Here is an 18,709-nt window from a genome sequence, read left to right on the forward strand (position 1 = left end):
ACCTCCGGTGGTGCGAGAGAGCGCCATCAAACCGAACCGCCGCTACCAAGGAGGCTGCGATGGAGGAGCACTTCGTCTGGGTGACGACGCGCCGCCTTCAGCCGGGCACTCTGGCCGACTTCGAGCGGGCATGGCGCCCGGAGCCGTACCCGCGGGGCCTGCGCCGCGCCTACGCGTACTGGACCGAGGACGGACAGGAGATCACTGGGGTGTCGTTCTGGGACTCCAAGGAGGCATGCGACTCCTGGCGTGCCTCCGAGCCGGAGGCACGGCGGCGTGCAGCCATGGCCCCGTACGTCGTCGAGGAGCGGGAAGGCTTCTACCGCGGCCGTGAACTCGCTGTCCCCAGCGGTAGCGGTGGGTAAGACCACGCCACCGAGAGCCGCCGCGGTCGTACCGGTATGAGGGCCCTATTTGCGGTAGACCTGCTCCGCCTGCGGTCCTTTGGGACCCTGGGTGACCTCGTATTCGACCTTGTCGCCCTCCTGGAGCTCCTTGAAGCCTGTCGACTGGATGGCTGAGAAGTGCACGAACACGTCCGGGCCACCGCCATCCGGTTCGATGAAGCCGAAGCCCTTGTCAGCGTTGAACCACTTCACAGTGCCTGTTGCCATCAATCCGCCCTCATCTCACACCATGGCGCACCCGCGCCCCGCAGCCCCCGTCCGGCTGCGGCTCCTGAACCCTGCCATCCTGACCGAGCTTTCATCGGTGAACGAACCGCCCAAGTCGCCCAGTGTGGCGTCGACCGATAGGGGCCGGCCGGTAGCAGCAGTCGGTTGGTTCGGGTCGAATGCCCCGCGTGCGCCGCAAGAACTGCGCGACGAGTACCACAAATCGCCGGCTCCTATCACAGAGCACCTGACACACTCGCCGATACGGCCGATACCGCGGATACCGCCGGTTCCGTGCCTGGAGCATCGGCCGGGCGATTACCGGCTCCGTCGCCCGCACATGGTGGGCGTGGCCCGTCCCGGCTCAGGAGCGCGGCAGCTCAGGAGCGCGGCAAGTCCACTGCGCGGTGCTTCGCCGCGGTGACACGCTTGACCCCATACCGAGCGGGACCGCGGAGTCCGGCGATGATGAACCCATGGACGTCACCGAGGTACTCCTGCCTGGGGTGGGGCTCCGGTACGAGTTCACCAACCACGAGGGGGACCGGGTCGGCATCGTGGCAGAGCGGACCGGTGACTTCGAACTGGTCGTCTACGTGGGTGGTGATCCCGACGAGGGCCGACCCGTGGTGCGGCTCAACAGCGAGGAGGCCGACGCGGTAGCCGAGATCCTGGGAGCGCCACGCATCGCCGAACGCTTCGCCGACCTCACCAAAGAGGTCCCCGGACTACTCTCGGGGCAGATCGAGGTCCGATCCACCAGCCCTTACGCCAACCTGCCGCTGGGCCGCACCAGAGCCCGGACCCGTACGGGCGCCTCTATCGTGGCGATCGTCCGTGGTGAGGACGTGATCGCATCACCGAAGCCCGACGAGGTGCTCAGGGCCGGTGATGTCCTGGTCGTGATCGGAACCCGCGAGGGGATCGCCGGCGTGGACCAGATCATCCAGGGCTGAGTGTGCACAGTCCCGTCACTCTCCTTCTGGAACTCGGCCTCATCCTCACGGTCCTCAGCGTGCTCGGAGCCGTAGCACGACGCCTCACACTCTCGCCGGTACCGCTCTATCTGCTCGCGGGACTGGCCCTCGGTGAGGGAGGCATCGCTCCCGTCCCGGCCGCCGGTGAGTTCGTCGAGACCGGGGCGGCCATCGGGGTGGTCCTGCTTCTGCTCACTCTGGGCCTGCAGTTCTCCCTCACCGAGTTCACGGGCAGCCTGCGTCGGCACGTACCCTCCGCTCTCGCCGACCTGGTACTGAACGCCGTGCCGGGCGCGGTGACCGGATGGATTCTCGGCCTCGACGCCATCGGCATCCTGGCGCTCGCAGGCGCCACGTACGTCTCCTCATCGGGCATGGTCGCCCGGCTCCTCGCGGACCTGCGGCGACTGGGCAACCGCGAGACGCCTGCCATCCTCTCCGTGCTGGTCATGGAGGACTTCGCCATGGCCGCCTATCTTCCTCTGCTTGCGGTCCTCGCTTCCGGTGGCCCGTGGTGGCAAGCCGTGCTGGGCGTCGCAGCAGCGGTCGGTGCGATGCTCGCAGCCTTCACCGCCTCCTATCGGTGGGGCCACCACCTCGGCCGGCTGCTGTCGCACCCGGACGCCGAACAACTCATGCTGAGGGTGCTCGGCCTGACCCTGATCGTCGCCGCGCTGGCCGAACTGGTCCATGCCTCCGCCGCGGTGGGAGCCTTCCTGGTCGGGCTGTCCCTCACCGGCGAGACCGCCGACCGGGCCCGCGCTGTTCTCAGCCCCCTGCGGGACCTGTTCTCCGCCATCTTCTTCCTCGCCATCGGACTGTCGATCAGACCGGACGAACTTGTGCCGCTCCTGCCCGCCGCGCTCGCGCTGTCCGCGGTCACCGCCGCGACGAAGCTGGTGACCGGCCAGTACGCCGCCCGGCGCGACCAGGTCGGGCCGCGCGGTCAAATGCGGGCCGGAACGGTGCTCGTGGTGCGCGGCGAGTTCTCCATCGTCATCATCGGACTGGTCGGCACGATGCACGACGCCCTCGCCCCGCTCGTGATCACCTACGTCTTCGTCCTCGCCATTGCAGGACCGCTCCTCACCCGCCTTGCCGGTGCCGCACCTCTCCGGCTGCACAAGGGCCATCACAGATGAGCAGTCAGACGGTCTCGGCCACCACGCCGTTACGGAGAACGCCGATGCCCTCGATCTCGACCTCGATCTCGTCGCCCGGCTCGATCGGCCCGACACCGGACGGGGTTCCCGTCATGATCGCGTCGCCCGGCAGCAGCGTGACGTATCGGCTGAGGTAACTGACGATGTCGGGAACGGCGAGCAACAGGTCGGCGGTGCTCGCCGACTGCATCACGGTGCCGTTCACCCGTGTCGTCAGCGAGAGCCGCGACGGGTCGAGTTCCGTGGCGATAACCGGCCCCATGGGCGCGAACGTGTCCTGGCCCTTCCCGATCAGAAGGGCACCGAACTTGCTTTCCTTGCGCTGCATTATTCGGTCACTGACGTCGTTGCCGCATGTATAGCCCAGTATGTACTCATGGGCCTCGGAGGCCTTCACATGGCGGGCTTCCTTTCCGATGACGACGACCAACTCGCCCTCGAAATGGACCAGCTCGCCATCCGACGGATAGACGATGGCTTCACCCGGCCCGATCACGGCCGTGCTCGGCTTCATGAAGACCACGGGGACTTCCGGAACCTCTCGGTCGGTCTCGTCGATGTGTGATGCGTAGTTGTAGGCGAACCCGAAGATCCGCGGCCGCTCCAGCGGAGAGAGAATCCGGACGTCCCGAGCCTCGTCGATGTCTCCGGTAGGGCGCACTGCGTCGAATGGATCGCCTTGCAGCCGCGCGATCCGCGTGTCGCCGTCCTCGAGCTTCCCGTAGTAGTTCAGGCCGCCGACGGCATATCTGACGATGCGCACGAACACCTCCGCGATCGGCAGCCACGGTCCACCGCACTGCGCACTCCGTACAATCCATTATGCTAACGTTAGCATACTGGGTCTAAGGGAGGGGCAGTCAACCGTCTGGCGCACATGATTGCCGCACGGGTGGACTAGCTGTAGCACTTCAAGTGATGGCGGCGAAACTCGTTCCGGCACGACGACAGCCACCCCGACTTGTCACTTCGCCCGTTATCGCATGCTTGCTATCGTTAGCACAGAGAGAGTTACAGGGCAAAGCCGCTGTCGGTGGTCAGGGAGCCGGTAGCCGGATCGAAGCGCAGGGCGGCGATCCCGGCGCCGTCACCGCCGGTGTCCGGCATATAGGCGCCGGTGAGCCTCGGCATCACCATCGACGAGGACGCGGTCCGCGCCGCTTCCGAACGCGGGCAGCGCTGGCGCAACCCGGTATGGCACCGTGCCGACGGCTCGATCGCCCCCTGGTAGCAGCCGTCGGCAGACGCTGAGAGCCAGCCGTACGGGCCGATCGCGAGGAAGGACTGTCATGCCCGCAGAGGACGTGCCCGGGCGGCGCGTACTGCATTTTCAGTAGCCGGGATTGTCGGCAGAGGCACGACGACGTATCGGGCCCGCCCGGAGAGCCTGGGGCGGTACCCGAAACAGGGTGTGGCGACCCGTGCCGCCTGCAAGAAAGAGAGTCATTCCATGGCAACGATGAAGTCCGTACAGACCGGCGCAGTCGGCACAGTCGACGTAATCGACGTCGAGCGCCCGGTTCCCGGGCCCGGCGACGCGCTGATGCGGGTCCGTGCCTGCGGTATCTGCGGCACCGACGTCGCCTTCCTGCACATGGGAGGCATGCCGCAGGGTCCGGGCGGGCAGACGGCCCCGATACCGCTGGGGCATGAGCCGGCGGGCGAGATCGTCGAGGTGGGCGACGAGGTCACCGGCCTGAAGGCGGGCGACCGCGTCGTCGTCAACCCGCAGGGCGCCCCCTCCGGCATCATCGGCTGTGGCGGTGCGCTGGGCGGCATGAGCGAGTACCTGATCATCGAGAGCGCCGTCGTGGGGAAGAGCGTGGCGGTGATCCCCGACTCGGTGCCCTTCGACGTCGCGGCGCTCAACGAGCCCATGGCGGTCGCGCGGCACTGCGTCAATCGCTCCGAAGCGCGGGCGACGGACAAGGTCGTGGTGTTCGGCGCCGGGCCCATCGGGCTCGGCGCCACGATCTGGCTGAAGCTTCGCGGGGTCCAGCACGTGACCGTGGCCGACGTGATCCCCGAACGACTCGAGACCGCTCTGGCGGTCGGGGCCAACGCCGTCATCGACTCCTCCCGCGAGGACGTGACGACGCGCCTGGCGGAACTGCACGGCCAGGGCGCCAACGCCCTCGGCCAGCCCCGCCCGGACACCGATATCTACATCGACGCGGCAGGGGTCGCGATCGTCGCCAACACCGCCCTGCGGTCGGCGAAGTGGGGCGCCAAGCTCGTCGTCGTGGCCGCCCACAAGGAGCCCGAACCCATCGACCTGGGCGCGATGCTCAGGAGCGAGATGACCATCGTCGCGTCCCAGGGCTACCCCACAGAGATCTTCGAAGTGACCGAGGAGATCGCCCAGCACCAGGAGCTGTTCGCGCGACTGATCAGCCACCGCGTTCCCTTCTCCGATGTCGAGCGTGCCTTCGAGCTGACGCTGACACCGGGGGCGGCCGAGAAGGTCGTCGTCACCTTCGACGAACAGCCCTAGCGGAAAGCAGCACTTGACCAGGGCGACAGGGCTCGATCCGATGCGGATCGGGCCCCGTTCGCATCGCAGTGACGTTTTCCAGCCATCCCGCCTCAGGATTGGTCGATATATCGCATATGGACCGAACTTCCGAACCGATTCGCCGCTGAAAGTAGGGCCCTCGCCACCCCCTAGTCAACGCACCGCCACTACTCAATTTCCCGGCCACCGGCTCGGCTGGGCACACCCCCGGCCCACCGCCGCACGTTACGTAAACGTGACATCGTCATGACGCATCACTTCTTGACTGCCGAGGATTGTTAGCGCTCACAATGACCCTTGCATTCGCCGGTTCAGCATCCGAGGAGGAACTGCGATGGCACAAAAGGGAGTTGCTGTACCGCCGCCATGACCGACGGACCGACCTCGGCGGCAACCCGATCCGGCCCGAGAGTTCCTCGCCGGGAAGCTTCGACCCTGGGGGACCAGGCCCGGCCGCACGGAGATACACCAAGCTCGTAGAACCGCCCCGACGACCGCCCAAGGAGGTGCGGCCATGACACAACCATCGCTTCGGCCGCCCACCATGGCGGATGTCGCCCGACGTGCCGGGGTGTCCCACCAGACCGTCTCCCGCGTACTGGGAGATCACCCCAACGTGCGGGACGGCACACGCGCCAAGGTGCTGAACGCCATCGGGGAACTGGGCTACCGCCCCAACTCCTCCGCACGGGCCCTGGTCACCCGGCGCACACGGACCCTGGGTGTCGTCGCCTCCAACACCACCCTCTACGGCCCGGGCTCCACCCTGTTCGCACTGGAGGAGGCAGCCCTCGCCAAGGGTTACCTGGTCTCCACGGTCAGTCTGCGTAAGCTGACGGTGCAGACGCTGTCCGAGGCCCTGGACCGCCTCATCGAGGGCGGCGTGGACGGCTTGCTCACCATCGTCCCGCAACTGTCCGCGACCGCCGCACTCACCGAACTCCCCCATCCCTTCCCCGTGGTGACGGTCGGGAGCGGGATCGCCGCGGAAATCCCCTGCGTAACCGTGGATCAGCACCGGGGCGCACACATGGCCACCGGTCATCTGCTGGCGGCCGGCCATCGCACGGTCTGGCATGTTGCCGGGCCAGAGGACTGGCAGGACGCACAGGGCCGGACCGCCGGCTGGCGTGCGACCCTCGAAGCGGCGGGGATCGAGCCACCCGAGCCGCTGACCGGAGACTGGAGTCCGCGGTCGGGCTATCTGGCGGGCCAGGAACTCGTTGGACGGGCGGGCCGGGAGCTGACCGCGGTCTTCGTGGCCAACGACCAGATGGCCCTGGGGGTGTTGCGAGCCCTGCGCGAAGCCGGTCTGGGAACTCCCCAGGACGTGGCGGTGGTCGGCTTCGACGACATCCCGGAGTCGGAGTTCTTCGCTCCCCCGCTCACCACGATCCGCCAGGACTTCACGGAAGTGGGCAGGCGAAGTATCGCCCTGCTCCTGGACCGGGTCGAAGGCCGGGACTCCTCCGGAACGCCCCGGATCGTCATCGAGCCCCAGCTCATCGTCCGCACCAGCAGTTCTCCGCCCTCACCCTGACGCTCGGCAGTAACCGCCACCCGACCGCCACCCCGGACCTGTCCACCATCCACTCTCATGATCGATATCTCGAACGCCGACCGACACGCTGAACACAGACCAGCCTCCCCAACCATCACCAGCGGTCCGTCCCGGACCGGCTCCTCAAAGGAGAAGCACATGCTCAACAGGCGCAACTTCATCGCGGCGGCAGTAGGCGTGGCGGCCGCGGGCGGGCTGGCTGCCTGCGCCAAGAAGGAAGACTCCGCCTCCAACACCTCCGGCAGCAGCGGGGACAAGGCGATCACCCTGGGCTTCTCCCAGGTCGGCGCGGAGAGCGGCTGGCGCACCGCCAACACCGACTCGGTGAAGGAAGCCGCCAAGGAGGCGGGTTACACCCTGAAGTTCTCCGACGCCCAGCAGAAGCAGGAGAACCAGATCTCCGCGATCCGCAGCTTCATCGCCCAGAACGTGGACGTCATCGCCTTCTCACCGGTGGTCGTCACCGGCTGGGACGCGGTGCTGAAGGAGGCCAAGGCCAAGAAGATCCCGGTCGTCCTCACCGACCGCTCCGTCGAGACCTCGGACGAGTCTCTGTACGTCACCCTGGTCGGCTCCGACTTCACGGACGAGGGCCGGCGCGCGGCCAAGATCCTGGAGAAGGTCCTCGAGAAGGCCGGCCACAAGGGTGCCGTGAAGATCGCACAGCTGGAGGGCACCACCGGTGCCGCCCCGGCGATCGAGCGCGCCAAGGGCTTCAAGGAGGTCATGGACGCGGACCACAAGGACGACTGGAAGATCGTCGTCAGCCAGACCGGTGACTTCACCCGGGCCGGCGGCAAGCAGGTCATGGCGGCCTTCCTGGAGTCCAACCCGGACATCAACGTGCTGTTCGCCCACAACGACGACATGGCCATCGGCGCCATCCAGTCCATCGAGGCGGCGGGCAAGAAGCCCGGCAAGGACATCCTGATCGTCTCGATCGACGGCGTGAAGGACGGCTTCGTGGCCATGTCCGAGGGCAAGATCAACGCCATCGTCGAGTGCAACCCGCTGCTCGGCCCCCAGTTGATGGAGGTCGTGAAGAAGGTCCACGACGGCGAGTCGGTCGAGCGGTGGATCAAGACCAAGGAGGGCGACTTCATGCAGGACCAGGCCGAGGCCGAGCTCCCGAACCGCAAGTACTGACCGACGGCACCACCGGCGGGAGCCTCCGGCCGACCGAGCCCTCGGTCGGCCGGGCCCCTGCGGGCCTGCAGCGATTCGATTCCATGAGGAGCGCTGCCGTGACTCCACCCCCCACATCAGGGGGCTTCCAACCCGAAGGTTGCGGTCCAGCCCGAACCGACCCCTTCCGGGGGCGGAACGAACGTAACGCAGATCAGGTAAGTGAATTTCCCCACCGGACAGAACCGGTGGTCCCCTCGCTAGGAGTCTTATGGCAGAGCCGCGGCCCGTCCTGGAGATGACGGGCATAGTCAAAGAGTTTCCGGGGGTACGGGCTCTGTCGGGTGTCGACTTCCGGCTCTTCCCCGGCGAGATCCACGCCCTCCTCGGCGAGAACGGGGCCGGGAAGTCCACCCTCATCAAGGTGCTGACGGGGGTTCACTCCCTGGACGGTGGCACGATCACCCTCGACGGGCAGTCCGTACGGTTCGCCAGCCCCCTGCAGGCGCAGCAGGCCGGCATCAGCACGGTCTACCAGGAGGTCAACCTCTGCCCCAACCTGTCGGTGGCGGAGAACATCTTCATCGGACGCGAACCGACTCGCGCGGGCCGCATCCAGTGGAAGCAACTGCGCCGGAAGGCGGCCGAGTTGGTCGACCGGCTCGGCCTCGACATCGACGTCACCGCGCCCCTCTCCTCGTACCCGCTCGCCGTGCAGCAACTGGTCGCGATCGTACGGTCGGTGGGCACCGGCGACAGCGTCGCCGAGGGATCGGGCACCAAGGTGCTGATCCTCGACGAGCCGACGTCCAGCCTCGACCGCGACGAGGTCCTCGAACTCTTCGCCCTGATGCGGCGGTTGAAGGAACAGGGCGTCGCGATCCTGTTCGTGTCGCACTTCCTCGACCAGATCTACGAGGTCTGCGACCGGATGACCGTACTGCGCAACGGCACCCTGGTCGGCGAGCACATGGTCAGCGACCTCGACCAGGTCGGCCTTGTCCAGCTGATGATCGGCAAGGCTCTGGACCAGCTCGAGGAGCTCCACGACCACCAGCTGCACTCCGGCGTCGGTGAGCCGCTGCTCCAGGCGGACGGCCTCGGCAGGACCGGCGGCATCGCCCCCTTCGACCTGGAGATCAAGAAGGGCGAGGTGATCGGACTCGCCGGTCTCCTCGGGTCGGGCCGTACCGAACTCGCCCGGCTGCTCTTCGGCGCCGACCAGCCCGACAGCGGCAAGGTGACCATCGGCGGCAAGCAGGTCTCCATGAGCGCCCCGAACGACGCGATCGCCGCGGGCGTCGCGTTCTGCTCGGAGAACCGCAAGACCGAGGGCCTCGTACCGGATCTGACGGTGCGTGAGAACATCATCCTCGCCCTGCAGGCGGCGCGCGGCTGGACCCGGCCCATCCCGGTCTCCCAGCGCGACGAACTCGTCGCCAAGTACATCAAGGCGCTGGACATCCGGCCCGCCAACCCGGAGGCCCGCGTCGGCCAGCTCAGCGGCGGCAACCAGCAGAAGGTGCTGCTGGCCCGCTGGCTGATCACCCAGCCGAAGCTGCTGATCCTGGACGAGCCGACGCGCGGCATCGACATCGGCGCCAAGGCGGAGATCCAGAAACTCGTGGTGTCGCTCTCCGAGGACGGCATGTCCGTGCTGTACATCGCGGCCGAGCTCGAGGAGGTACTCCGGCTCAGCCACACCATCGGAGTGCTGCGCGACCGCCGGCTGGTGGCGCAGATCGCCAACGGGCCCGAGATCACCACCAGCCGGATCCTGGAGACCATCGCGAGCGGAGAGCACCAGTGACCACCACTTCCCGATGGCGAGCGCTGACGCACCACCAGCTGTTCTGGCCGGTCGCGGTCCTGGTGGTACTGCTGCTCGTCAACATCCCTTTCACCCCTGACTTCTTCTCGATCCGGATGTCGGACGGCCACCTCTACGGCAGCCTCGTCTCCATCGTGCTGTTCGGCTCGCCGCTGATCCTCGTGGCGGTCGGCATGACACTGGTGATCGCCACCGGCGGCATCGACCTCTCCGTCGGTGCGGTGGTCGCGATCGCCGGGGCGCTGGCCTGTTCCTACATGAGCGGCCAGGCCGATCAGAACGCGCTCTCCGGGGTGCTGCTCGCGATGGGCCTCGCGCTGCTGGCCGCGCTCGTCTGCGGCCTCTGGAACGGCTTCCTGGTCGCCAGGATGGGCATCCAGCCGATCATCGCCACGCTGATCATCATGGTCGCCGGACGCGGTGTGGCCCAGCTGATCACCGACGGGCAGATCATCACCGTCAACAGCGAGCCGTACAAGCTGATCGGCGGCGGCTACTGGCTGACGCTGCCGTTCTCCATCTTCGTGGTGGCCGTCGTCGTGGCCGTCACCGTGGCGCTGACCCGCCGCACGGCCCTCGGGCTGCTCGTCGAGTCGGTCGGCGGCAACGCCGAGGCCAGCCGCCTGGTCGGCATCCGCTCGCGGCGGATCAAGATCATGGTCTATGTGTTCTGCGCGCTGTGTGCGGGCATCGCGGGCCTGATGATCAGCTCCAACACGTCGGCCGCGGACGGCAACAACGCCGGTCTGTGGATCGAGCTCGACGCGATCCTCGCGGTGGTCATCGGCGGCACCTCGCTGCTGGGCGGCCGGTTCTCCATCGGCGGCACGGTCGTCGGCGCCCTCGTCATCCAGACCCTGACCACCACGATCTACACCATCGGCGTGCCGACCCAGACCAACCTGGTCTTCAAGGCCGTCGTCGTCATCGTCGTCTGCCTGCTGCAGTCCCCGAAGTTCCGCGCCAAGGTGTTCGGCACGAAGGGCCGCGGGCGGGCCACGGGCCCGGCGGAGACCGCCGCGGTGGCCGAGGCCGCTCCCAAGATGGAGGTGTCGCGATGAGCGCGACCACCCAAAGCCGTACGGCCCCGGACCGCCGCACGACGTCCAAGACCGCGCGCCTGCTCGGCGACCGGCGCCTGCCCGTCCTGGTGACGGCCGCGCTGTTCCTGGTGATGTACATCGCCGGCCTGAGCCGCTACCAGAACTACGGCTTCGCCGAGCCCCAGGTCTTCATGAACCTGTTCATCGACAACAGCTATCTGCTGGTCGCCGCCGTCGGTGCCACCTTCGTCATCCTGTCCGGCGGGATCGACCTGTCCGTCGGCTCCGTCATCGGCTTCACGACCATGTTCACGGCATGGCTGGTGGAGCGTCAGGGCATGCCGATCCTGCTCGTGATCCCCCTGGCCCTGGCCGTGGGCGCAGTCGGCGGCTTCCTGATGGGCTATGTGATCCAGAACTTCGAGATCCAGCCCTTCATCGTGACCCTCGCCGGCCTCTTCCTCTTCCGCGGCCTGTGCCTGGTCATCAGCAAGGAGTCGATCTCCATCACCGACTCCTCCGTGAGCAGCATGGCTCAGGCACAGGTGTCGCTGGGTGCCGGGTTCCTGTCGGTCGGCGCGATCGTCGCCCTGGTCGTCCTCGCCGCGGCGTTCTACGTACTGCACTACACCCGCTTCGGACGCCGGGTGTACGCCATCGGCGGCAACGAGCAGTCCGCCATGCTGATGGGCCTCCCGCAGGGCGGCACGAAGATCGCCGTCTACACGGTGAGCGGCTTCTGCTCGGCGCTCGCCGGGCTGCTGTTCACCCTGTACATCCAGTCCGGTGACCCGTTGCACGCCACCGGCATGGAACTCGACGCGATCGCCGCGGTGGTCATCGGCGGCACGCTGCTCACGGGCGGCTCGGGCTATGTGCTGGGCACCGTGTTCGGTGTGCTCGTCCTCGGCCTCATCAAGAGCATCATCCAGTTCGAGGGCACGCTCAGCTCCTGGTGGACGAAGATCGCCACGGGTGTGCTGCTGTGCGCCTTCATCCTGATCCAGCGGGCGATGACGGCACGTAAGAAGACCTGAGCCGGGGCAGGTCGAGCTGTCGGACCCGGAGCGGTCCGCTGCGCGGGTACGCATGGCGTCCCGCTCAGTGGGCCGCTCCTGTCGTTCCGGCTCAGGTGGTTCGGCTGATCCAGGGCCCCACCCTGTCGGTGGCGCCTCGCGTGGCACGCGCCTGTTGCCTCCACCCTTCCGGCACCACTGCTCACGGCACGGAAGGCCAGAAAATGGTGGAAACGGCACAGAAGGCCTCGTACGCCTCCTGGCGCACGCGGGTCGCTCCCGGGCGGGCTGGATGTCCAGCCCGCCCTGGACTGCTGTCTTTGTGGAGCGGGCGGCGGGGGCTCATGTCCGCGTAGGACGTACGGGCGTCGTGTACTGCGTTCTCAGTAGGCGGGATTGTCGGCAGACGCACGACGACGGTTCGTGCCCTGGCCGGGGAGCCTGGGGAGGTTCCCCCCTGATCACAGTGATCGGGTTCGGCCGCCGGGACTCCACGACGCCTGCCCCCGATCCGGGCGACATGGCCGACCTGGAGGTGGCTCACGTCTGATCACGAGCGCCCCGCACGGTTGAGGGCCGCGCGTGATGTGAAGCACACGGGCCGCCCTCACCGACCGTTCCTGCGCCTCTTCGTCCACCATTGCCCCAGCCCACCCACCGGAGAACCCGAAGAATGACCCCCAACCTGGAGCAGTACGCGGCCCGCTATCCCCGTGCGGGAGAAGTGGCCGTGTCCCTGGTGATGTTCGGCCTCGCGGTCTTCGGCAGCTCCCTCACGACGCCGGACAGCGACCAGCCGACCCGCATGTGGCCCGCCGTACTGCTCGCGGGGATCGCCTGTCTCGCCCTGCTGAGGCATCGCACCCACCCCCGCACAGCGGTCGCCGTGTCCGCGGTCTGCACCATGATCACCAGCGCACTGGGCTACCTGCTCACCCCCCTGCTGCTGGCGCCGGTCATGGCAGCGCTGTACTGGTTGGCCGCTCTCACCGACCGGAAGACCACACGTGTCTACGCTTCCGCCACGACCGCACTTCTGGTGGTCACGGCGGTGATCGCGGACCCCGTCGACCATCCACTGGTGCTCAGGACGATCGGCCCCGCCTTCTGGCTGCTGGTGCCGGTTGCCGGCGGCACCGCGTCACGGCTGCGGCGCGCCTATGTCGGGGCCATTCAGGCCCGCGCCGAGCACGCCGAGCGGACCCGTGAGGAGGAGGCGCGCCACCGGGTCTCCGAGGAGCGCATGCGCATCGCCCGCGAGCTGCACGACGTCGTCGCCCACCATCTGGCCCTGGCCAATGCGCAGGCCGGCACCGCCGCGCACCTGGCGCGTACCAATCCCGAGCAGACGCAGAAGATCCTCAGTGATCTCGCCGCCACGACCGCCTCGGCGCTGCGCGAGATGAAGGCCACGGTCGGCCTTCTGCGCCAGGCGGACGACCCCGACACGTCGCTGGAGCCGTCGCCGGGACTCGCCCGGCTTCCCGAGCTGACCTCCGCGTGCGAGTCCGCCGGGCTCAAGGTCACCGTCACCACCGAAGGCGAACCGCGGCCGCTCTCACCAGGCGTGGACCTGACGGCGTTCCGGATCGTGCAGGAGGCGCTGACCAACCTCAGCAAGCACGCTGCCGCGGCGGCAGCGCACGTTCGGCTCTCGTACTCGTACAACCAGCTCACCATCGCGGTCACCGACGACGGGACGTCCAAGACCCCCACCACTCCCGCGCCGGGCAAGGGCTTCGGCCTCATCGGCATGCGGGAACGCGCCCAGTCGGTCGGCGGCGACCTGCAGGCCGGCCACCGCCCCGAGGGCGGCTTCGAAGTCACCACGTCACTGCCGCTGCACTCCTACGACACGGAACCGGAAGAGGCCACGACCCCATGACCATCCGCGTCCTGCTCGCCGACGACCAGGCCCTCCTGCGGGCGACCTTCCGGATCCTGATCGACTCCTGCGCCGACCTGGAGGTGATCGCCGAAGCCCCCGACGGCAAGGAGGCGATCGAGCTCACCCGCGCCCACCGCCCCGACATCGTCCTCATGGACATCCGTATGCCCGGCACGGACGGTCTGGCCGCGACGTCCGCCGTCTGCTCCGACCCGGACCTGTCCGCCACCCGTGTCCTCATCCTCACCACCTTCGAGACCGACGAGTACGTGGCCCAGGCCCTGCGCGCCGGCGCGAGCGGCTTCCTCGGCAAGGACGTGGGCGCCGACGAGCTCCTCAGCGGCATCCGTACCGTGGCCGCCGGCGACTCGCTCCTCTCCCCCGTGGCCACACGCGCCCTCATCACCCGTTTCCTCACCACTCCCGAACCCGGCAACCACCTGGCGCCACCAGAGCACCTGTCCGCTCTCACCGACCGCGAGCGCGAGGTGATGGCCCTGGCCGCCGAGGGCAAGTCCAACAACGAGATCGCCGAGGAGCTCTTCGTCAGCCCGCTGACGGTGCGCACCCATGTCCACCGCGCCATGCCGAAGCTCGACGCCCGCGACCGGGCCCAGCTGGTCGTCATCGCCTACCAGTCGGGCCTCGTACGGCCCACGCCGCCGTCTCCCCAGTGATCGCCGGTATGTGGTTGCCGGCATGGGCGGCATACGCCGGCGCCGCGAGCAGATACGTCATCCCGCCGTGGCAGATCCCAGCGAACCGCCCCGGGCAAGTCAATAATCGCTCGCCGTCGTGCGCTAACTGCTACATCTCCACGCTGACGGGCACACCACTGTCAACAGGCCGTGGGTCACGGATGAGCTTTGAGGTCGTGTTCTCCACCGCAGCTGCCGATGCCGCTGCCGGCACCACCCCCGCCGGGGGCTTCTCGAACTGCGTACGGTGCAGTTCCGCGTACCGCCCGTCCGCCGCCAGCAGCTCCTCGTGGGTACCGCGCTCCACGATCTCCCCGTCCTCGACGACGAGGATCAGGTCGGCGGCGCGCACCGTGGACAGCCGGTGGGCGATCACGACGGCGGTGCGGCCGTCCAGCGCCTCGGCCAGGGCCTCCTGGACGGCGGCCTCCGAGGTGTTGTCGAGGTGGGCGGTGGCCTCGTCGAGGATGACGACGCGCTGGCGGGCGAGGAGCAGGCGGGCGATGGTCATGCGCTGGCGTTCGCCACCGGAGAGCCGGTAGCCGCGTTCCCCGACGACCGTGTCGAGGCCGTCGGGCAGCGAGCGGACGAGGTTCTCGAGGCGGGCGCGGCGCAGTACGTCCCACAGGTCGTCGTCCCCGGCATCGGGTCGCGCGAGGAGCAGGTTGGCGCGGACCGAGTCGTGGAAGAGGTGGCCGTCCTGGGTGACCATGCCGAGCGTTTCGCGCAGGGACACGGCGGACAGGTCGCGTACGTCGACGCCGCCGATGCGTACGGCCCCCTCGTCCGCGTCGTACAGACGCGGCAGCAGCTGCGCGATGGTCGACTTGCCCGCTCCCGACGAGCCGACGAGCGCGACGGTCTGGCCGGGCTCGGCGCGGAAGGACACGCCGTGCAGCACCTCCGCTCCGCCGCGGGTGTCCAGCGAGGCGACCTCCTCGAGTGAGGCGAGGGAGACCTTGTCCGCGGAGGGATAGCCGAAGCGGACGTCGTCGAACTCGACCGCCACAGGCCCGTCAGGGACGCTTCGCGCGTCCGGCTTCTCCTCGATGAGCGGCTTGAGGTCGAGGACCTCGAAGACCCGCTCGAAGCTGACCAGTGCGCTCATGACCTCGACGCGGGCGCCGGCGAGGGAGGTCAGCGGCGCGTAGAGGCGGGTGAGCAGCAGGGCGAGCGCGACGACCGCGCCCGGCTCCAGGCTGCCGCGCAGCGCGTAGTACCCGCCGAGGCCGTAGACCAGCGCGAGAGCGAGCGCGGAGACGAGGGTGAGGGCGGTGATGAAGGCCGACTGCGCCATGGCGGTGCGTACGCCGATGTCCCGTACGCGGCGCGCCCGCGCGGCGAACTCGGCGGACTCGTCGTCGGGCCGCCCGAAGAGCTTGACGAGGGTGGCACCGGGCGCGGAGAACCGCTCAGTCATGCGGGTGCCCATCGCGGCGTTGAGGTTGGCGGCCTCCCGCTGCATCTTCGCCATCCGGCTGCCCATACGGCGTGCGGGCACGACGAAGACCGGCAGCAGGACGAGCGCGAGCAGGGTGATCTGCCAGGACAGGGTGAGCATGACGGCGAGGGTGAGCAGCAGCGTGACGATGTTGCCGACCACGCCGGACAGGGTGTTGCTGAACGCCCGCTGTGCGCCGATCACATCGTTGTTGAGACGGCTGACGAGCGCGCCCGTACGCGTGCGGGTGAAGAACGCGACCGGCATCCGCTGCACGTGGTCGAAGACCGCGGCCCGCAGATCGAGGATGAGCCCTTCGCCGAGGGTCGCCGACAGCCAGCGGCCGACCAGGCCGAGCCCTGCCTCGGCGAGCGCGATGAGGGCGATGAGGGCGGCGAGCCGGACGACCGTGCCGGAGTCGTTCCCCTTCACGATCGCGTTGACGACGCCTCCCGCCAGGACCGGCGTGGCAACGGCGAGCAGCGCGGTCACCACGCTGATCAGCACGAACAGCGCGATGCGCCGGCGGTGCGGGCGGGCGAAGGCGGCTATGCGGCGGAGTGTGGCGCGGGCGAAGGGACGGCGGTCCTGCTGCGCGTTCATGACGCTGTGCAACTGGACCCAGGCGGTGGTTTCCATGCTCATGAGTAGGACGGTAGAACCTCGAGCAAGGTTGAGGTCAAGGAATTTCAGGTGCGGCAGGTCGTGACCGTCACGTCAGCCCCCGTCTGCGCGCCCGCAACCCGGAGTTGGGACGGTATGGCAACCTCTGGCGATGTGACTGCCGTACGCGTGCGACGCCCTGAAGGGCTCCCCCGGCGCTTGCCCGTGCGGGAGGTGCTCTGTCTGCTTCCGCTCGCCCTGGTGGCGGTCGTCGCGGTGCAGCACTGGGCGGTGCTCGCTGAGGGGTTCCGCAGGCTGGGCGGTGCCGAGTGGCCGTGGCTGCTCGCGGCGGCCGGGGCCACCTGCCTCACCTGGGTCGCGGCGGCGGTGACACGGCAGGGCGCGCTGGTCGAGAGGCTGCCGTCACTGCGGCTGCTCGCCACGCAGTTCGCGGCGGGCGCGGCGAACCATCTGCTGCCGTCCGGCCTCGGCGCGAGCGCGGTGAACCTGCGGTTCATGGCGGTGTGCGGAGTACCGCTCGCCCGTTCCTCAGCCGCCCTGGCGCTGTATCTGCTGGCCGAGTCGATCGGCCGCGTGGGCCTGCTGCTGATGCTGCTGATCGCCTTCCCCGGCGCGCTGCGGCTGGGGACTCTGCTTCCCGAGGGGGCGGTCGGGCCGCTGATCGTCGCCGCCGGTGCGGCCGTCTGTGTCGCGGTGGCGGTGCTCCTTCTCGTACGCCGCCTGCGTACGGCCGCACTCCGCTTCCTGCGCACCGCCCTCGGAGAGGCCCGCGGTGTGCACACACGGCCGTCCCGTGCGCTCGCGCTGTGGGGCGGCTCGCTGGCCTTCCCCGCACTGCAGGCGGCCGGTCTCGTGGCGGTCGGACGAGCGCTGGGACTGGAGATCCCGGTGGCGCACATGGCGGTCGCGTATCTCGCGGCGACGGTCGCGGTCGCGCTGGTGCCCACACCCGGCGGCCTCGGCTCGGTGGAGGCCGCGCTCGTGGTGGCGCTGGTGGCGGCGGGCGGCCCTGCGGCCGTGGCGACCGCGGTGGTTCTGGCGTTCCGGATCATCACGTTGTGGCTGCCGCTGCTGCCGGGGGCGTTGATGCTCGGCGCGTTGGTGCGGCTGAAGGTGATCTGAGGCCGTACGGCACGTCTGCCGCTGTCGGCGAAGAGCGGCGCGGTGATGACAACGGCCGACGTTGGCGGAGAGCGGTCCGGCGGTGACACGCGGATACTGGACGGCGAGTGGACGAGGACGGCACCGGTGTCCGGACCGTCCGTCCCGGACACGGAGGTGTCTTGCGATGTGTCCTGGACACGGAGGTGTCTCGCGATGCTTGATTCCCGTGCCGTCGCCGCGGGCCTGGACGGTTCCCGCGAGAGTCTCGCCGCCGCCGAATGGGCTGCACGCGAGGCGCAGCGCCGCGCGCTTCCGCTCCGCTTGGTGCACGGCTGGATCTGGCAGGCGCACGACATGCCGGCCCCCGCGGACCTGGAAGCCCAGAAGCAGTGGACCCGCGACATGCTGGCCGGCGCCGAGCAGCATCTGCGCGCCCGTCATCCCGGGCTGACCATCACCACCGAGGAGCTCTCCGGCGCGGCGTCCGAGGCTCTCGCAGACCATGCGGAACACGCCGAGATGCTGGTGCTGGGCTCCAGCGGGCACGGAGCGGTCGCCGGTTTCGTGCTGGGATCCGTCGGCCTGCGGGTGCTCGCCCGGGCGAAGGGCCCGGTGGTGATGGTGCGGGCGAACGAGCAGTCCGCCGCCGAGCACGACCGCGACGAAGTGGTCGTCGGCGTCCAGGATCTCGCCGATCCTGCCGGACAGCTGCTGGACTTCGCCTTCGCCACGGCTGCCGCCCGCGGTGCGACGCTGCGGGCCGTACACGCCTGGCGTCTGCGGCCGGTGTACGGATACGGCGAGTCCGCCGAGGAGATGTCCGCCGGCGGGACGGAAGGCGTGCCCGCGCAGAAGGAGCGGGCCCTGTCCCAGGCCCTGGAACCGTGGCGGAAGAAGTATCCGCAGGTCAACGTGGAGCAGACCGTCGATCTCGCCTACCCGTCAGGGGTGGTTCTGGACGCTGCCCCCCGGGCCGGGCTCGTCGTCGTCGGCCGCCGCATGCGCCGACTCCATCTGGGCATGCGCCTCGGCGCGGTCGCCCACGCGGTACTCCACCACGCCGCCGCGCCCGTGGCGGTCGTCCCGCACGCCTGACGTAACCCGCAGGC

16 protein-coding genes are annotated in these 18,709 nt (G+C 68.9%); 13 read left to right on the forward strand and 3 right to left on the reverse strand.

Annotation, left to right across the window (positions count from 1 at the left end; genetic code table 11):
* Nucleotides 1-59: 59 nt before the first annotated feature.
* The gene (locus H1D24_RS17475) at nucleotides 60-365 is read left to right on the forward strand and encodes a hypothetical protein (RefSeq protein ID WP_181658501.1); all 306 of its coding nucleotides are present in this window, start codon (nucleotides 60-62) and stop codon (nucleotides 363-365) included.
* A gap of 45 nt (nucleotides 366-410) precedes the next feature.
* Here H1D24_RS17475 and H1D24_RS17480 read toward each other — a convergent pair whose 3' ends face one another.
* Nucleotides 411-614, reverse strand: coding sequence for a cold-shock protein (locus H1D24_RS17480; protein ID WP_181658502.1), 204 nt, complete (start codon nucleotides 612-614; stop codon nucleotides 411-413).
* A 476-nt stretch (nucleotides 615-1,090) separates the two neighbouring features.
* On the opposite strand from H1D24_RS17480, the gene H1D24_RS17485 reads away from it, so the two are divergent.
* A complete protein-coding gene (locus tag H1D24_RS17485) occupies nucleotides 1,091-1,570 on the forward strand; it encodes a cation:proton antiporter regulatory subunit (RefSeq protein WP_181658503.1) in 480 nt (159 codons plus the stop codon).
* A 2-nt stretch (nucleotides 1,571-1,572) separates the two neighbouring features.
* Nucleotides 1,573-2,733: a cation:proton antiporter gene (locus tag H1D24_RS17490; RefSeq protein ID WP_181658504.1), complete on the forward strand. Its 1,161-nt coding sequence runs from the start codon at nucleotides 1,573-1,575 to the stop codon at nucleotides 2,731-2,733.
* A 4-nt stretch (nucleotides 2,734-2,737) separates the two neighbouring features.
* On the opposite strand, the gene H1D24_RS17495 is transcribed toward H1D24_RS17490, so the two are convergent.
* On the reverse strand, nucleotides 2,738-3,517 hold the full coding sequence (locus tag H1D24_RS17495) for a fumarylacetoacetate hydrolase family protein (RefSeq protein WP_181658505.1): 780 nt from the start codon (nucleotides 3,515-3,517) through the stop codon (nucleotides 2,738-2,740).
* A gap of 687 nt (nucleotides 3,518-4,204) precedes the next feature.
* Between H1D24_RS17495 and H1D24_RS17500 the strand changes: the two genes are divergently transcribed.
* The 8 genes from H1D24_RS17500 to H1D24_RS17535 all read left to right on the forward strand — a co-directional run bounded on the left by H1D24_RS17500 (nucleotide 4,205) and on the right by H1D24_RS17535 (nucleotide 14,410).
* The gene (locus tag H1D24_RS17500; protein ID WP_220136831.1) at nucleotides 4,205-5,248 is read left to right on the forward strand and encodes a zinc-dependent alcohol dehydrogenase; all 1,044 of its coding nucleotides are present in this window, start codon (nucleotides 4,205-4,207) and stop codon (nucleotides 5,246-5,248) included.
* Between the two features lie 535 nt (nucleotides 5,249-5,783).
* Nucleotides 5,784-6,809, forward strand: coding sequence for a LacI family DNA-binding transcriptional regulator (locus H1D24_RS17505; protein ID WP_181658506.1), 1,026 nt, complete (start codon nucleotides 5,784-5,786; stop codon nucleotides 6,807-6,809).
* A gap of 159 nt (nucleotides 6,810-6,968) precedes the next feature.
* Nucleotides 6,969-7,976, forward strand: coding sequence for an ABC transporter substrate-binding protein (locus H1D24_RS17510; protein WP_181658507.1), 1,008 nt, complete (start codon nucleotides 6,969-6,971; stop codon nucleotides 7,974-7,976).
* 250 nt (nucleotides 7,977-8,226) lie between these two features.
* Nucleotides 8,227-9,765: a sugar ABC transporter ATP-binding protein gene (locus H1D24_RS17515; protein ID WP_181658508.1), complete on the forward strand. Its 1,539-nt coding sequence runs from the start codon at nucleotides 8,227-8,229 to the stop codon at nucleotides 9,763-9,765.
* Nucleotides 9,762-10,847: an ABC transporter permease gene (locus tag H1D24_RS17520; protein WP_181658509.1), complete on the forward strand. Its 1,086-nt coding sequence runs from the start codon at nucleotides 9,762-9,764 to the stop codon at nucleotides 10,845-10,847. Before H1D24_RS17515 ends, H1D24_RS17520 begins: the two co-directional genes overlap by 4 nt.
* Entirely contained in the window at nucleotides 10,844-11,866 is a 1,023-nt protein-coding gene (yjfF, locus tag H1D24_RS17525; protein ID WP_181658510.1) for a galactofuranose ABC transporter, permease protein YjfF, read from the forward strand. Before H1D24_RS17520 ends, yjfF begins: the two co-directional genes overlap by 4 nt.
* A gap of 652 nt (nucleotides 11,867-12,518) precedes the next feature.
* Complete coding sequence (locus H1D24_RS17530) at nucleotides 12,519-13,730, forward strand: sensor histidine kinase (RefSeq protein ID WP_181658511.1); 1,212 nt, start codon at nucleotides 12,519-12,521, stop codon at nucleotides 13,728-13,730.
* Entirely contained in the window at nucleotides 13,727-14,410 is a 684-nt protein-coding gene (locus H1D24_RS17535) for a response regulator transcription factor (protein ID WP_181658512.1), read from the forward strand. Before H1D24_RS17530 ends, H1D24_RS17535 begins: the two co-directional genes overlap by 4 nt.
* 130 nt (nucleotides 14,411-14,540) lie before the next feature.
* Here H1D24_RS17535 and H1D24_RS17540 read toward each other — a convergent pair whose 3' ends face one another.
* Nucleotides 14,541-16,511 (reverse strand): ABC transporter ATP-binding protein, encoded by a 1,971-nt coding sequence (locus H1D24_RS17540; RefSeq protein ID WP_258564140.1) that lies wholly within the window; start codon nucleotides 16,509-16,511, stop codon nucleotides 14,541-14,543.
* Nucleotides 16,512-16,631: 120 nt separating this feature from the next.
* Between H1D24_RS17540 and H1D24_RS17545 the strand changes: the two genes are divergently transcribed.
* Nucleotides 16,632-17,618 (forward strand): lysylphosphatidylglycerol synthase transmembrane domain-containing protein, encoded by a 987-nt coding sequence (locus tag H1D24_RS17545; RefSeq protein WP_181658513.1) that lies wholly within the window; start codon nucleotides 16,632-16,634, stop codon nucleotides 17,616-17,618.
* A 195-nt stretch (nucleotides 17,619-17,813) separates the two neighbouring features.
* On the forward strand, nucleotides 17,814-18,695 hold the full coding sequence (locus H1D24_RS17550) for a universal stress protein (protein WP_181658514.1): 882 nt from the start codon (nucleotides 17,814-17,816) through the stop codon (nucleotides 18,693-18,695).
* The last annotated feature ends 14 nt before the right edge of the window (nucleotides 18,696-18,709 follow it).

This window comes from Streptomyces himalayensis subsp. himalayensis (assembly GCF_013778455.1).
Classification (GTDB): domain Bacteria; phylum Actinomycetota; class Actinomycetes; order Streptomycetales; family Streptomycetaceae; genus Streptomyces; species Streptomyces himalayensis.

What these genes read in the sequence shown, in the direction of transcription:
- H1D24_RS17545 (WP_181658513.1), top strand. Translation starts at nt 16,632, where the DNA reads ATGGCAACCTCTGGCGATGTGACTGCCGTACGCGTGCGACGCCCTGAA.
- H1D24_RS17505 (WP_181658506.1), top strand. Translation starts at nt 5,784, where the DNA reads ATGACACAACCATCGCTTCGGCCGCCCACCATGGCGGATGTCGCCCGA.
- H1D24_RS17475 (WP_181658501.1), top strand. Translation starts at nt 60, where the DNA reads ATGGAGGAGCACTTCGTCTGGGTGACGACGCGCCGCCTTCAGCCGGGC.
- H1D24_RS17550 (WP_181658514.1), top strand. Translation starts at nt 17,814, where the DNA reads ATGCTTGATTCCCGTGCCGTCGCCGCGGGCCTGGACGGTTCCCGCGAG.
- H1D24_RS17485 (WP_181658503.1), top strand. Translation starts at nt 1,091, where the DNA reads ATGGACGTCACCGAGGTACTCCTGCCTGGGGTGGGGCTCCGGTACGAG.
- H1D24_RS17515 (WP_181658508.1), top strand. Translation starts at nt 8,227, where the DNA reads ATGGCAGAGCCGCGGCCCGTCCTGGAGATGACGGGCATAGTCAAAGAG.
- yjfF (WP_181658510.1), top strand. Translation starts at nt 10,844, where the DNA reads ATGAGCGCGACCACCCAAAGCCGTACGGCCCCGGACCGCCGCACGACG.
- H1D24_RS17510 (WP_181658507.1), top strand. Translation starts at nt 6,969, where the DNA reads ATGCTCAACAGGCGCAACTTCATCGCGGCGGCAGTAGGCGTGGCGGCC.
- H1D24_RS17535 (WP_181658512.1), top strand. Translation starts at nt 13,727, where the DNA reads ATGACCATCCGCGTCCTGCTCGCCGACGACCAGGCCCTCCTGCGGGCG.
- H1D24_RS17480 (WP_181658502.1), bottom strand. Translation starts at nt 614, where the DNA reads ATGGCAACAGGCACTGTGAAGTGGTTCAACGCTGACAAGGGCTTCGGC.
- H1D24_RS17500 (WP_220136831.1), top strand. Translation starts at nt 4,205, where the DNA reads ATGGCAACGATGAAGTCCGTACAGACCGGCGCAGTCGGCACAGTCGAC.
- H1D24_RS17530 (WP_181658511.1), top strand. Translation starts at nt 12,519, where the DNA reads ATGACCCCCAACCTGGAGCAGTACGCGGCCCGCTATCCCCGTGCGGGA.
- H1D24_RS17540 (WP_258564140.1), bottom strand. Translation starts at nt 16,511, where the DNA reads ATGGAAACCACCGCCTGGGTCCAGTTGCACAGCGTCATGAACGCGCAG.